Genomic DNA, 14,938 nt, shown 5'->3' with positions numbered 1-14,938 from the left:
ATATGTTCATTAAGCAGGGGAATAAAGCAGCGTTGGTACTACGTCTCGTGGGGCTAGCAGAGTCTACGTATTACGACCGTAAGAAACGCAAGTCACAGGATGCCCAGGCCGTACCTCAGGGGCGCGGAAGACCCGTACCCGGCTATTCCCTGACCGAGTCTGGAGAGAAGATTAGCGACGGGCAGATCCAGGAAATGCTTCTGGAACTGGTCGCTGGAGAAGAGCACGTGTACGGGTACAAGCTCCTGGCCAAGTGCTTATGGAACCAGCACAGCCTTAAGCTCAATCACAAGAAAAGCTACCGGCTGTGTCAGGCGCTGGAGATCCTGCAGCCCCAGCGTCACAAGCGCTTTAAGCATCCCCGGAAGCTGCCGGAGAACCGGGTTATTACCGGAGCGGGTCAGCTCTGGCAGATGGACATTAAGTACGGGTACGTGGCGGGCCGGGACCGGCATTTCTTCGTCCTGAGCATTATCGATGTGTTTACCCGTGTCATCGTCGGCTACCACCGCGGATCGTCGTGTGAGGCCAAGCACGCCTGCCAGACGCTGGGACGCGCCATGGAGCAGCACTGCGCCCAGGACAGTGCACGCCCGGTGATCCGCACCGACAACGGCCCACAGTTCGTCAGCCACCTGTTTGGTGACATGTGTGAAAGCTGGGAAATGACTCATGAACGCATTCCGCCTCGAACACCGGATTTAAATGCTTTTATTGAATCGTTCCACAGTAATATTGATCGGGATTTGTTCCGTAAAGAGGCATTCGAAACGTTCGACGAGGCCTATGAAGCCGTGGACCGGTACATGGATTTCTACAACAACCGGAGAATGCACACCAGCCTTCGCAACATGCCACCGGTTGAATTTTCAGAGTGGGTCATGGGCCTAGAAGACCGGTCCGCCTTCTTCTGGCCGAGGAAAAAAGCGAAATAAAGAGCATAGCTACGACAAGTACCGGTTTTATACTGAGGACTCCGGGATAAGGGGGTCTCACCGTTAGCGGCGAATTAGGATACATTTTTCCGGCTAATCGCCTTGAATTCCACATTGGCGCAGGATTAGGTGACTAAAATCAAACTAATTGCCGGTTAGCAGCAGAAGCAGCTAGCGTGGAACTGTAGGGTGAGCGGCTAAGGTTGAAAGGTGCTAAGCTTATGACATCAGCCTGCAGCTCACTGCTTCTCGCTGACTGTTCCGTCCGTGGCGATCTTGGCGTTGAATGACAGCTGGTTCAGCTTTTGGATTGCTTCCTTATTATAGGCAGCGCCCATAAAGTTCGGCTGTCCCCCGATAATCTTGACCGGAGTAATTCTGCTGGTAATACCCGATTTCGTAATCGTAAAGTCAGCCAGCATCGAATGCACGGTCTTCTCTCCGCCGCGCGTGGACTTATTGAACACAAAGTTACCCAGCGAGTAGTAGATCGGCTTGTGCTTGTAATACTCAATGCCCATCAGGCAGTGGCTGTGCGCACCGATGATGATATCAGCGCCGCTGTCAATCATCTGCTTGGCCAGTGTCCGGGCATATTTCTCAGGATAATCCTTGAACTCCTCGTTCCAGTGCAGATATACGACAGTATAGTCGTTATCCTTGGCAGACTTTTTGATGGCACTGAGCAGCGGCTCGGCAGTGTAGGCTGACGCGGCTCCCGGGGTATCCTTCCCGGCATGCCAGGAAGGGCCGGACAGCACCCGGCTTGCACCGAGCACGGCGATCCGTTTGCCCTTGACCGTTTTGACATACGGCTTGAATGCCTCGCTGATATTGCTGCCGGCTCCGGTATGGCCGATCTTGTATTTATCCAGATGGACCAGCGTATCCAGCATCGCAGCCTGCCCGTAGTCAAGGATGTGATTGTTCGCCAGTGTCACGCCGTCAATGCCGGCATAGCTCAAGCCTCCGAGCGCCGCCGGCTTGGAGCGGAAGGCAAAGGTCTTCTCCGCCGCCTTGCCGCGCACCGAGACTGGAGTCTCCAAATTTGCGAAAGCCAGATCAGCCTTTTGCAGGACAGGAGCTACCTTGGCAAACGGGAAATTGACACCGTATCTGGCAATCTGATCCCCCACGAAGCCGTCCAGCAGGATATCTCCGGCGAAGGTCAGGGTGATCCGGTCTGCCGGCTGTGTTTGGGATGCCTCACCAAAAACCGCCGGGACCGGGATCAGCATAAAGAGGATTACAATAAGTATGGCAGCTCTGCGCACTCGGGTTACTCCTTTTGATAAGATATTTATCAACTATAACGATAATATTCATTACCCAAAAGAGTAGAAAGTCCCTGCTAGCTTTGCGCTTTTTTCAGCACCGCCCGGAAGCAGTTCAGCCCGCCCCACTGGTCTGTCCGCAGGGCATCCGCCGGAAGCTGGAAATCCGTCTCCCCCCAATACTGGAATCCGGCCTGCAGCAGCACTTCGTTCATCACCGGCAGATTCACGGTCGGATAATCAAACGTCAGCACCAGCAGCCCCTCCCCGTTCAGGGTTCTGTGGAACTCCCGGATCGCCAGGACGGCATCGTCCACGGACAGATGCTCCAGCACCGAGATGCAAAAAATTGTATCAAAGCTTTCGTCACCATATGGCAGCGAAGTCAGGTCGGCCTGAGCCAGATGCAGGCTGGTTGTTCTTCTGGCCATTACCTGCCTTGCCGCCTCCAGCCCGATATCATCTGCAATATCCTGGAGGATAGCTTCCTTTGAAACGATTCTGGCATCTATATCGCAGGCATACACCTCGGCGCTGTAGCCGGCAAGATAGAACTTGAGCGGATGGGATATACCACAGGCGGCATCAAGCACCACATCATGGGGCGAAATGAAATTCGTACACCATTCATATTCATAAGGCCGGCTCCACCAGGACTCCGGCAAATCGTAAATCAGCTTGTCACGGCGGGCATCGGAATTGACAAAAAAGCGGGATACATAAGGATGTGTCGGCATGGCCAGGACTCCTTTTTACGGGTTTCGGTAGTGAGAGTATATTCACCATTCCCTGATTCATGCCACATCCTGTTACACGTAATAGGACAACAGCTTGGCGTCGATGCCGTGTCTGCTGATCAGCATGTCCAGCATTTTGGACCACTCCGCGTCGACGGTGCAGCGCTGCGGGCGTGCCTCGAACCACTCAACGGACTGCCTGATCCCCTCAGCAAACGGAACTGTAGCACTGAATTCAGGCACCAGCCGCTTAATCTTGCTGTTGTCGAACACGCTGCTCACCGCCTGGTCGCCGATCAGGCCGTCTGCGGTTCCTGCCGGGGTATGGCCGGCGATGAAATCTGTCGAGATATGAACCACCTTCGGCTCTCTTCCCGCTGCTTCGCCAATCGCGGCATAAATCTGATTCCAGTTCAGCGATTCATCAGACGTGATATGAACCGCTTCGCCAATTGCTTCCGGATTGCCCAGCAGGCCTACAAAGCCTTTGGCAAAATCCGTATTGTGAGTCATAGTCCAGAGAGAGGTGCCATCCCCGTGAATGACAATCGGCTGTCCCTTGCGGATCCGCTCGACCAGTGACCAGGGATGCTTGCCGCTGGTCAGGGCTGCCGGAATAGCTGTAACTCCATAGGTATGTGAAGGACGTACGATCGTTACCGGAAAGGCGCTGCTGCGGTGTTCCTCCAGCAGCAGCTCTTCGCAGGCGATTTTGTTGCGGGAATATTCCCAGTACGGATTAACCAGCGGCGTTTCTTCCGTAATCAGATAGCTGCGCTGCGGCTTCTGATAGGCCGAGGCTGAGCTGATAAAGATATACTGCTTCGTCTTACCGGCAAACAGCCCGATATCGGTCTGTACATGCTCCGGCGTGAACGCAATCCAGTCTACAACGGCATCAAATTCATAACCCTTCAGGGCTTCAGCAGCTCCCGCCGCATCACGGATGTCCCCCCGGATCACCTTTGCCCCTTCAGGCACGAACGCATCCCGCTCTCCGCGGTTAAACAGATACAGCTCGATTCCCTGTCCTACTGCAAGCTTCGATACGGCCTCGCTGATTAATCCTGTGCCTCCGATAAAAAGTACCTTCATCTGTATCTGCTCCTCTCTCTATTCAATGATAGCGGCAATACGCGACAATACCTCATCGTTCAGTTCAATACCTGAAGCCTTAACATTCTCCTCCACCTGCTCCGGTCTGCTCGCGCCGACAAGTGCGCTGGCCACATTGGGCTGGCGCAGAATCCAGGACAGGGCCAGATTGCCTACAGAGATGTCCAGCTCAGCTGCTATTTCGCCTAGCGCCTGTACTTTCGCGATTTTTTCCTCCGTGATCCCATGGCGCATCCGCTCCAGCTTGGACGCACGGCTATCCTCCGGAATGTCATCAGCCGAGCTGTATTTTCCGGTCAGCAGTCCTTGGGCCAGCGGTGAGAATACAACCTGTCCAATGCCCTTACGCTCTCCAAGCGGAATAATTTCCTTTTCAATGTAACGCTCGAACATATTATAAATAGGCTGATTGACGACAATACGGTCCAGCAGATAGCGGTCAGCAACCGCAAGCGCTTCAGTCATCTGTGCAGCCGTCCATTCACTAACACCGACATAAAGCACCTTGCCCTGCCGGACCAGATCATCCAGTGTGCGCAGGGTTTCCTCTACCGGTGTCTCCGGGTCATAACGGTGGCAATACATTATGTCCACATAATCAGCGCCAAGCCGCTTGAGGCTGGCATGGCACTGCTCCGTAATATGCTTGCGGGACAGCCCGCGGTCATTGGGCCCGTCGCCCATAACGCCGTACACCTTGGTGGCCAGGACATAGGATTCGCGGGGAAATCCGCGCAGTGTCTCGCCCAGGAGCGTCTCGGCCGCACCCTTTTCATACACATTGGCTGTATCAAAAAAATTCACGCCTAATCCGTAAGCGGTTTCAATAGCTTTAACAGCATTGTCCCGCTCCACATATCCGCCGTACGTCAACCAGCTTCCCAGGCTGATCTCACTTACCTTCAGCCCGCTCCCGCCTAATCTGCGGTACTTCATTCCACACTTCTCCTCTCAATCCTCTTTATCTGCCCTGACAGAGCAGGCAGTACTTGCACTTGTTATTCTAGACCAGTTTGGAATGAATTTCTATCTCTTTGATTAAAACCCGGACTACAGCAGCCTTTTTAAGCGTCCCTTACACCGCCCGCTCTATCATTTTTGATTGTGTCAAATAGGTGAACCCCTATATAATAGAAGAGGTTGAAGCGTAAACAAACAGGCCAAATAATGTAATAAATCATACAAAAAAGACTTCTTCTCTGCAAGATTCAACTTTCACCAGCACCAACCTTATATTGTCTATGATTAATAACACTATCATTCAACATCTCCCAGGAGAGGACTACCTCTATGAACAGCCCGCAGCTGCTTATCGCAAGCCCCATTAGACAAAAGCCGGAAATACTCAGCCTGTTCCTGCATTCCCTTGGCAAGCTAAATACAGCCGGTCTTGGAGCGGACTATATGTTCGTCGATGATAATACCGACCCGGCATCCTCCAGGCTTCTGCATCAGTTCGCCAGACGGGCAGGCGGAGCTGTAACCATAGTTTCACCCCCGGAGGAAGGAGCCGCTGCCTACCTTCGTGATGACGACAGCCACCGCTGGCCGGAGGCCGCTGTCTGGAGGGTCGCCGCGATGAAGGATCAGATTCTGCAGGCAGCCGTCGACGCTGACTATACGCATGTCTTTCTTGCCGATTCCGATTTGCTGTTCCATCCGCAGACGCTTAAAGCGCTGCTGGACTGCGGCAAGGAGCTTGTATCGGCTATATTCTGGACCCGGTGGCAGACAGATACAATGGAGATGCCGCAGGTATGGCTGCACAGTGAATACGGCCAGCATCCTCTAACCAGGCGTGAGGAGCTAACCCCCCGGCAGTGCTGGAGCCAGGTTCAGAGCTTCTATGCGAAGCTGCGCCGGCCGGGCCTGCATGAGGTCGGCGGTCTCGGAGCCTGCACGCTCATAAGCCGGCAGGCACTGCTGCAGGGCGTGCGGTTCGCGGAGATTCCCAATCTTGGCTACTGGGGCGAGGACCGCCATTTCTGTGTCCGTGCTGCTGCACTCGGGCTGCAGATGTTTGTTGAAACGACCTACCCTGCCTATCATATCTACCGCAGCTCGGATCTGGCCGGCTGCTCTGCGTTTTTTGAAGCCTGCAGCCAGGCAGCGCAAGCGGCGGGCTCGGACCTGGAAATAGCCTTGGAATATATTCACTACGGATATGATGAGGCCGCAGCTCAGCGGCTTGAGCAGTTTCTTATGGAGAATCAGGGGAGCGAGGATGAACAGGTTACCGCGCTGCTGGAGCTCGATGCCTGTTACGGCAGACTCGGCGATACAGAAAAAGGCCTCGTCTTGCTTACCAAAGCTGCAGTTAGCTGCAGCCGGGCTGAGCTTAGCTTCAGAATCGGCGCCAAATGGATGGATCAGCAGGCCTGGGAGGAAGCGCTCCGCTGGCTCAAGCAGGCGCTGGCTGCACCACGTCCGGCTCACTGGGAAACCCTGCCCGGCAAAGATACGTGGACCTGGAAGCCCTGCATTCAGCTATGCGTCTGTTACAGCAGGCTCGGCAGCTGGCAGACAGCATACGAATACAATGAGCAAGGGCTTACCTATAACCCGGATCATCCGGTTTTACTTACTAACCGCAGTGCATTGCTGGACAAGCTCGGCTCCGCTGAAATGCAGTCCGCTATCCAAGAAACCGGCTAAGACCAAATGGCCGGAAATGACAAAAAAGGCTGTCTCCGGCATTTGAACGGGAGACAGCCTTTTACAGACGGCAAGAAGAATCAGTCCTCCCATTCCAACAGCCGGGGCTCCGGATCGAGGATGGAATGATACTGGGCAAGACTGCCGTTAATGCCTCCCGGATCAAGCTCCATGTAGCGGCGGTGCTTGCTGACGCGGTCCTCTGCCCTGGCCCAGCCCAGATGCTTGAGGCGCAGCCCGGATATTTCATTGTGCAGCCCATATATATTGTCGGGAAAACGTCCGCAGTGCTGGCTGGTTTCACGCCAAGTATATTGGTAGCCCGGCTCATAACGGAGCAGGAACGGACGGTAATAATGGTGTGCCTGCCAGTATGCATCATCCCTGTAGGCTGACATAGTCCAAAAATCATAAAGGCGGAAGGAATACAGATATACGCCATCCCTGGATATAAGAGATTCTACCTGCCCGTCAAAGGCATCCTCAAACCACTCATCCGCATCCAGATTCAGGATCCAGTCCGGCTTAACGGCAACCGTCTCCTCCCATTGCTGCCGGCGCAGTTCAATTTCATTGCTGAACCGTGAGGCCTGATTCCGGATCAGTTTGACTTCTATTCCCTGAAGCATTTCCAGGCACAGCCCCGGGGTTCCGTCTGTACTGCCGTCATCAATAATAACGGCATCACTGATATAATGCCGATGGCGTTCCAGGGCATGCCTGAGGTATCGTCCCTGTTCATTGCGGACAACCATGGAAAGGGTCAGACGCGGTTTGTCGCTGCTCAAGAAACCACCTTCATTTCTTTTGTTATGAATGATCATCCAGACAGCCTCTACTATAGCAGCAAAACAATAAAATTTGAAGGATCACAGCCGGAAACGGCTTTACGGCTTCATACGGGAGGAACCTGCAGCGTGACGATAAACCGCAGACGAATATTTGCTTTTACAGCAACGGTAATTATTCTTTGTACTATTATAACAGCAACCATTCCCAGGGTTCTGGAGGAGGTGCGGCTCGGGCTTGACCTGAAGGGCGGGTTCGAGGTGCTGTATGAAGCTCAGCCGCTTGAGCCCGGTGGTGTAATTACGCCGGAGAGCCTCCGGCAGACAGCTGCCAGTCTGGAAAAAAGAGTTAACGCACTCGGTACCTCCGAGCCTGAAATCTGGACAGAAGGCACGAACCGGATACGCGTCCGCCTTCCGGGCGTTACTGATGAGCAGAATATCAGAGAGCTGCTCGGCAAACCGGCCGAACTGACGGTAGTTGGTCCGGACGGTTCACTTGAGCTTCGCGGAGATGACTTTGTCGAGGGGGAAACGCTGGCAGTACGCGATGAATTAGGCCATCCGGGTGTCCTCGTCACACTGAAAAACCCGGATAAACTCAAGGAAATGTCAACCCGCCTGCTGAACCGGCAAATCCGGTTTGAACTGGACGGGGAGCTGCTTACTGATCCGGTCGTCCAGGCGGTCATGACGAACGGACAAATGCGGATTGTCGGCGCTTTCTCACAGAAAGAAGCTTCTGAGCTTGCAGACATCATTAATATGGGGGCACTGCCTCTGAAGCTGAATGAGAAGCTGAACCAGACCATCGGCGCCTCTCTCGGTCAGGAAGCTTTAACACAAACACTGCGGGCTGCAGCAATCGGCTCTATAGTAGTGCTGCTGTTTATGCTGGTCTTTTACCGGCTGCCCGGATTAATTGCTTCCTTCACCCTGATCACCTACGGGTGGCTGCTGCTGATCTGCTTCAATCTGGTCCAGGCTGTCATGACCCTCCCGGGAATAGCCGCCTTTGTGCTCGGCGTCGGGATGGCCGTTGACGCTAATATCATTACCTATGAGCGGATTAAGGAGGAGCTCCGCTCCGGCAAAAGCCTGCCGTCCGCGCTTACAGCCGGCTCCCGTCATTCCTTCAGGACCATTATGGACTCCAATGTAACGGCACTGATCTCTGCCATCTGTATGTTCTCGCTCGGCTCGGGAGCCATTAAAGGATTTGCAGTAACCATGATTCTGAGCATTGTGCTGAGCATCCTTACCAATGTCTATTTCTCCCAGTGGCTGCTCCGCCAGCTTGGGCGCTCCGGCCGGCTGCAGAACAGCAGATGGTACAGTGTGAAGCCGTCCGGGATTCATGCATTCGGTGCGCATGAAGCACATGAGGTTACAGCCTCTCACCGGAGCTTTAATTTTACGGGATCGCGCAAATATTTCTATGCCTTTTCCGGTGTGCTGTCGGTCATTGGCATCGTCAGCCTGCTGATTCAGCAGGTGAATTACGGCGTCGATTTCCGTGCAGGCACCTCACTTGATATTCAGCTCTCGCAAAGCATCACGCAGCCGCAGGCAGAGAGCATCATCCGTGAAGCCGGGTTTCAGCCTGCAGTAGTCACCATCGGCGGAGAAGCTGCAGACCGGGTGTCACTGCGCTTTAATGAGACCTTTCCGCCTGACAGCGGAAACGCCTCGATTATCGGCAATGCTCTGACAGCCCGGATCGGCGGTACTGCCAGTCTTGAGGAGAACACCGTTGATCCGGATATCGCCAGAGAGTTCGCCAAGAAGGCCGGCCTGGCAGTAGCACTGTCCTGTCTGGCTATTCTGGTATATGTCGGTCTGCGCTTTGAAAAAAGATTTGCCTTTGGAGCGATTATTGCCCTGCTCCATGATGTGTTCGTTGTAATCACTATATTTTCTATCTTTCAGCTTGAAATCAATCTTCCGTTTATCGCAGCAATGCTGACTATTATCGGCTATTCCATCAATGATACAGTGGTCATCTTCGACCGGATCCGCGAGAACCTGAAGGGCGGTATCCCCCGTGACCGTAAACAGCTGGAGCATATCGTAAATACAAGCATTAACCAGACACTGCTCCGCTCGGTAAATACATTTTTATGCGTACTCTTTGCCTCTGCGGCCATTCTGTTCTGGGGCAGTGAGTCTATCCGACTGTTTTCCCTGGCAATGACGCTGGGTCTGATTACAGGCGTATACTCCTCCGTATGTATAGCCAGCCAAATGTGGCTGTCCCTGACGCTGCGCAAGCTTAGCCGGGAAGAACGGAATGCCATAGATGACGCCGATCCGTACCGGATGTCTGCACTGCAATTGGAATATGAGGATGCCGATGAACCGGCACGTTAAGGAGGAACAGCGATGCTGCGACAAGTTCAGAAGATATTTAATCATGAGGACTGGGAGCTAAACAGGCTCAGCCGGATCATTGAAAGTATGGATAGAATAGCTCCGGAGATTACGGCGCTTAGTGACGACGGGCTTAGAGCCCGGACCGCTGTCTTCCGCACACGGATTAATAACGGCGAGCCGCTGTACGAGCTTTTGCCTGAGGCCTTTGCTGTTGTGCGCGAAGCAGTCTGCCGGGTCCTGGGGCTTATCCTCTACGATGTGCAGCTTCTGGCAGGTGCAGCTCTGCTTGAAGGCGATATTGCGGAGATGAAGACCGGTGAAGGAAAGACATTAGCCAGTATTCCGGCCGGCTATGTCCATGCCCTGACTGGCAAAGGCGTTCATATCGTTACAGCCAATGAGTATCTGGCCGTCCGAGACAGCACCCAGCTTCAGGCCGTATATCAGTTCCTGGGTCTTTCCGTCGGCTGTACGCTGAACGGCATGAGCCGGGACCAGAAGCGCCGGGCTTACGCCTGCGATCTCACTTACGGTACTGCAAGTGAATTCGGCTTCGATTATCTGCACGACCACTTGTCCCTGTACAGCGAGCAGCTGGTCCAGCGCCCGCTCTATTATGCAATGATTGATGAGGTGGACTCCATTCTCATTGATGAAGCCCGGACCCCGCTGATTATCTCCGGCAGGGGACAGCGCCCTTCTATGCTGTACTACCGGATGAACCGCTTCATTCTACCGCTTAGGGAAGGCTTTGATTTCAGCATTGACCTGAAGGCCAAAACCCTTACCCTGACCGAACTCTGCGTCCGGAAGACCGAGCGTGAATTCATGATTGATAACCTGTTTGATCCTGAGCATTCCCTGATTCACCACCATCTCAATCAGGCGCTCAGAGCCCACCACCTTATCAGGCGGGATATCGAATATATCGTCAAGGATAATACCATTCTGCTTATTGACCCTAATACCGGGCGCCTGATGCCCGGCCGCAGATACAGCGACGGTCTCCATCAGGCGATCGAAGAAAAGGAAGGGCTGCACGTCGGAACGGAGATGGTTACCAGGGCAGCGATGACCCTTCAGCATTATTTTGCCGGATATCCGAGGCTTGCCGGAATGACCGGAACTGCCGTTACAGAGCATAATGAATTCCGTCAGGTCTACGGACTGCATGTCGTCCGGATTCCGACCCGTCTGCCCTGCATCCGCACTGACCTGGAGGATCTTGTCTATCTGACCGAAACTGCCAAGAACAGTGCAATCCTCTCCGAGGTGCTTGAACGGCATGCCAACGGCCAGCCTGTCCTGATCGGAACCGTCTCTATCGAGAGATCGGAAAAATTATCGGCACTTCTGCAGGAGGCCGGAATTTCGCACCGGGTGCTGAATGCCCGCCGGCATGCTGAGGAAGCCGAAATCATCGCCGTGGCCGGCCGGAAGGGTGCGGTTACAATCGCTACTAATATGGCGGGAAGAGGCACCGATATTCAGCTTGGGGAAGGCACCGCCGAGGCCGGAGGGTTACATGTCATCGGAACAGAGCGGCATGAGAGCCGGCGGATCGACCACCAGCTCCGCGGACGCTCAGGCCGGCAGGGAGATCCGGGCTCCAGCCGTTTCTTCCTCTCGCTGGAGGATTCTCTGTTCCAGCGCTTCGGTTCGGATTCGCTTAGCCGCAAAATGCTGAAATTGGGCCACGATGAAAACAGCCCGCTTGAAGGCAGGCTGGTCAGCCTGAGCATTGAATCCGCACAGCATGTAGTTGAAGGGATCCATTATGACACGCTGCTGCATGTCATTCAGTATGACGATGTAATAAACCGGCAGCAGAAGCTGATCTACCGGGACAGGGAGGAAGTTCTGTTAAGCCGGACCGACGGAGGTCTGGTCAAGACTATGCTGGAGCAATGGTGCAGGGACCTTATTGGTCTGCACTGCCCTGTTGAAGAAGTACCCGAGGAATGGAAGCTTGAGGTGCTGCAATCCGCCGTCAATTCCCTGCTTGATTCCGGCTTACAGGTAGGTATTAGCGATTTGCGGGGATTGGATCAGCCACAGCTGTATTCATGCCTGACAGAGCGCTTGAACGAGGCTTACCGGAGAAAAGAAGCCGCGGTTGGCAGCTTCGCAATGCGCAATCTCGAGAAATTCATCATTCTGAGCCAGGTGGACCGTAATTGGATGGAGCATCTCGATGCAATGGACCAGCTCCGGGAGGGTATTCATCTGCGGGCCTATGCCGGCAACGATCCGTTCCAGGAATATCAGTACGAGGGGCATGAAATGTTCCTGGCCATGATCCGCAATATCGGGGAAGCCGTATGCAGGGAGCTGCTCCAGGTCAGGATCTCTCCGGCGCTGCACTCCGGCACGGAAGGCTAATTAACCCGGCATAAGACAATAAAGCAAAGGGGCAGCCGCACACCGGAATGAACCGGGGCGGCTGCCCTTCTCTTTTAAAGCAGTTTGTTTAAAGTTAAATAGGAGGTGTTCCCGGCCCGATATAAATAACATTCATCGATGCCCCGTCTCCAGGGGTCAAAGTAGCGGCTCCTAACAAATTAAATAATTGCAGTTCCAACGTTTCACCGGCATACAGCTGTACGATAAATCCGTTATTAAATTGCGATCTGCTGTCGTTAGGATTAATTACGCTCGCATTGATCTGCATCCCGCTTCGCAGCACCCTTGAGCTGACCATTAATGCAGAAGTCAAATTGATATCATATTGAATATAGTAGGTTCCGGCAGTATTAATTGTAAAAATACTGTTGCTGAAGCTGACAGCAGAGCTTTGTGTGTCTAAATTCAGCGGCACACGGGTACCGCCCAGTATAACCGCAATAGTTCCGCCTGAAGCGACCCCGCTGGCGTATCCGCTCCCTCCCTCTGGTCCTGTTACTCCCGCCGGACCCGTTACACCTGTTGCTCCGGTCGCTCCAGTTACTCCTGTCGCTCCAGTTACTCCTGTCGCTCCAGTTACTCCTGTTGCTCCAGTTACTCCTGTCGCTCCGGTTACTCCTGTCGCACCAGTTACTCCTGTCGCACCGGTTACTCCTGTTGCTCCAGTTACTCCTGTTGCTCCAGTTACTCCTGTCGCTCCAGTTACTCCTGTTGCTCCAGTTACTCCTGTTGCTCCAGTTACTCCTGTCGCTCCAGTTACTCCTGTTGCTCCAGTTACTCCTGTTGCTCCGGTTACTCCTGTCGCTCCAGTTACTCCTGTCGCACCAGTCACACCGTCACTTCCCGTTGCTCCGGTCACACCAGTCGCACCGGTCACACCGTCACTTCCAGTTGCTCCGGTCACACCAGTCGCCCCAGTCACACCTTCACTTCCGGTCGCTCCCGTTTCACCCGTCGCGCCGGACGGCCCGGTTGCTCCCGTCGCTCCCGTTTCTCCCGTCGCGCCTACCGGTCCGGTTGCTCCCGTCGCTCCCGTTTCTCCCGTCGCGCCTACCGGTCCGGTTGCTCCCGTCGCTCCCGTTTCTCCCGTCGCGCCTGCCGGCCCGGTTGCTCCTGTCGCTCCCGTTTCACCCGTCGCGCCTGCCGGCCCGGTTGCTCCTGTCGCTCCCGTTTCACCCGTCGCTCCCGCCGGCCCGGTTGCTCCTGTCGCTCCCGTTTCACCCGTCGCTCCCGCCGGCCCGGTTGCACCTGTAGCTCCTGCCGCTCCATCACTTCCCGCAGGACCGGTTGCGCCTGTTGCACCAGCTCCTCCGTCACTTCCCGCAGGACCAGTTGCTCCAGTCGCGCCAGCCGGTCCTTGAGAACCAGCGTTACCGCTGGAGCCTGTTGCCCCTGTTGCTCCGGTAGGGCCGGCAGGACCGGTCGCTCCTGTCGCTCCGGTAGCGCCTGTTTCGCCTTTGACTGCCAGCTGGGCGAGCTGGGCCTTAATCTGCGGCAAGGAAACTGCCTGACTGGTTACCTCAATCATCGCCAGGCCGCTTGCATCAGATACGAGAGATACAGGCTGTCCTACCTTAAGCTGCGAGAGATTAATCGCTGCAGCGTTAAGCCCGTAGACCGCCAGTCCTTCAGTGAGACTGTATGTCGTTTTAACGCCTTCTGTATCAATTACAAGACGGTCGGCTGTAATTTCACTGATTACGCCGTATTTTACCTTTTGTGCTACCGGGGAAGTTTCATCAAGAGCGAGATAAGGCAGTGAGGCGTTAAGTATTTTTGCCATCTGGGCGCGGGTTACATTCTGTAAAGGCTTGAATTCATTGTCCGGAAAACCGTTTACGATTTTCAGCTCAGTAGCGACATGAATGGCATTTACAAGATTGGCTGAAGCATTACCGATATCTGTGAAGGGCGAAGAATCCGCAGACAGCCCGCTGATCTGGTTGGCAGACTGTATGCCGCGGACAACCAGCTCTGTAACGGTTTCACGGCTGGCCGAGTCTCTGCCCCAGCCCGGACCCAGGTCATCCTGGTCGAGCAGTCCAAGATCAATAGCAAGCTTGATGTAAGACTGTGCCCACTCATCAGCCGGATAACCGCTCACCCCTGCAGACAGCTGGCTATCCAGCCCCATCAGCCGGATCATCATGATGACAGATTCCTGGTTGGTCACGTTATCCTGCGGAGCAAAGGTGCTGCCGCCGCGGCCCTCAATGACCTCCAGCAGATTCATCTGCGTAATTTGCTTCTCAGCCCATTTCACATGCTGCAGATCTGTGAAGCTTGCTTTGGCAGCAGCGGCTGCCTGAGCTGCACTCGACAGGAACAGGCTGAAGCTGAGACCCGTCATAATCGCTTTTTTCTTATCCTTCAAAATAATCCCCCGTCCAATGTGATTATTATTACTGCGTCGCAGGTATTCAAACACTACAATTAACTGACAAGTTTGTTTACTGTGACAAAAGATACCTTCAGGCATTACAATCCTACAAGGATTTCATCTTCCCCACCTTCAAATGCTCCGCATTCCTGTCTTTTTTTGTAGCAGATAATACCTCCTATCGAAAAATGTATACACTGATTAAATGTATCACCGGACTATGGACATTTTCTGGACATTTTCCGACACATTTTTTTGTGCTGCTTAGTTGTGAAAT

General features: G+C 54.1%; 10 protein-coding genes. 4 read left to right on the top strand and 6 right to left on the bottom strand.

Features of this window, described 5'->3' with window-relative positions; all coding sequences use genetic code 11:
- Positions 1 to 2 precede the first annotated feature (2 nt).
- The gene (locus R70723_RS09935; RefSeq protein ID WP_052421140.1) at positions 3 to 935 is read left to right on the top strand and encodes an IS3 family transposase; all 933 of its coding nucleotides are present in this window, start codon (positions 3 to 5) and stop codon (positions 933 to 935) included.
- Positions 936 to 1,174: 239 nt separating this feature from the next.
- Here the strand turns inward: R70723_RS09935 and R70723_RS09930 are convergent, their stop codons facing one another.
- The 4 genes from R70723_RS09930 to R70723_RS09915 form a co-directional block, all read right to left on the bottom strand.
- The gene (locus R70723_RS09930; protein WP_052421253.1) at positions 1,175 to 2,209 is read right to left on the bottom strand and encodes a CapA family protein; all 1,035 of its coding nucleotides are present in this window, start codon (positions 2,207 to 2,209) and stop codon (positions 1,175 to 1,177) included.
- A 77-nt stretch (positions 2,210 to 2,286) separates the two neighbouring features.
- Positions 2,287 to 2,946 (bottom strand): class I SAM-dependent methyltransferase, encoded by a 660-nt coding sequence (locus R70723_RS09925; protein WP_039871710.1) that lies wholly within the window; start codon positions 2,944 to 2,946, stop codon positions 2,287 to 2,289.
- A 72-nt stretch (positions 2,947 to 3,018) separates the two neighbouring features.
- On the bottom strand, positions 3,019 to 4,041 hold the full coding sequence (locus R70723_RS09920) for an SDR family oxidoreductase (protein ID WP_039871709.1): 1,023 nt from the start codon (positions 4,039 to 4,041) through the stop codon (positions 3,019 to 3,021).
- An 18-nt stretch (positions 4,042 to 4,059) separates the two neighbouring features.
- Positions 4,060 to 4,998 carry an aldo/keto reductase family protein gene (locus R70723_RS09915; protein WP_039871707.1) on the bottom strand — a complete coding sequence of 313 codons (939 nt, stop codon included), beginning with the start codon at positions 4,996 to 4,998 and terminating at the stop codon, positions 4,060 to 4,062.
- Positions 4,999 to 5,352: 354 nt separating this feature from the next.
- On the opposite strand from R70723_RS09915, the gene R70723_RS32000 reads away from it, so the two are divergent.
- Positions 5,353 to 6,717 (top strand): tetratricopeptide repeat protein, encoded by a 1,365-nt coding sequence (locus R70723_RS32000; protein ID WP_052421252.1) that lies wholly within the window; start codon positions 5,353 to 5,355, stop codon positions 6,715 to 6,717.
- Positions 6,718 to 6,797: 80 nt separating this feature from the next.
- Here the strand turns inward: R70723_RS32000 and R70723_RS09905 are convergent, their stop codons facing one another.
- Positions 6,798 to 7,505 carry a glycosyltransferase gene (locus R70723_RS09905; RefSeq protein WP_144027221.1) on the bottom strand — a complete coding sequence of 236 codons (708 nt, stop codon included), beginning with the start codon at positions 7,503 to 7,505 and terminating at the stop codon, positions 6,798 to 6,800.
- A gap of 129 nt (positions 7,506 to 7,634) precedes the next feature.
- On the opposite strand from R70723_RS09905, the gene secD reads away from it, so the two are divergent.
- Together secD and secA are read left to right on the top strand one after the other, a co-directional pair.
- Positions 7,635 to 9,875 carry a protein translocase subunit SecD gene (gene secD, locus R70723_RS09900; RefSeq protein ID WP_231574859.1) on the top strand — a complete coding sequence of 747 codons (2,241 nt, stop codon included), beginning with the start codon at positions 7,635 to 7,637 and terminating at the stop codon, positions 9,873 to 9,875.
- A 12-nt stretch (positions 9,876 to 9,887) separates the two neighbouring features.
- On the top strand, positions 9,888 to 12,260 hold the full coding sequence (secA, locus tag R70723_RS09895) for a preprotein translocase subunit SecA (RefSeq protein ID WP_047171086.1): 2,373 nt from the start codon (positions 9,888 to 9,890) through the stop codon (positions 12,258 to 12,260).
- Positions 12,261 to 12,354: 94 nt separating this feature from the next.
- On the opposite strand, the gene R70723_RS34240 is transcribed toward secA, so the two are convergent.
- A complete protein-coding gene (locus R70723_RS34240) occupies positions 12,355 to 14,655 on the bottom strand; it encodes a BclA C-terminal domain-containing protein (protein ID WP_052421251.1) in 2,301 nt (766 codons plus the stop codon).
- Positions 14,656 to 14,938 lie beyond the last annotated feature (283 nt).

Origin of the sequence: Paenibacillus sp. FSL R7-0273 (assembly GCF_000758625.1) — a bacterium.
Classification (GTDB): Bacteria; Bacillota; Bacilli; order Paenibacillales; family Paenibacillaceae; genus Paenibacillus_AQ.
This window is presented reverse-complemented; position numbering and strand designations above follow the sequence as displayed.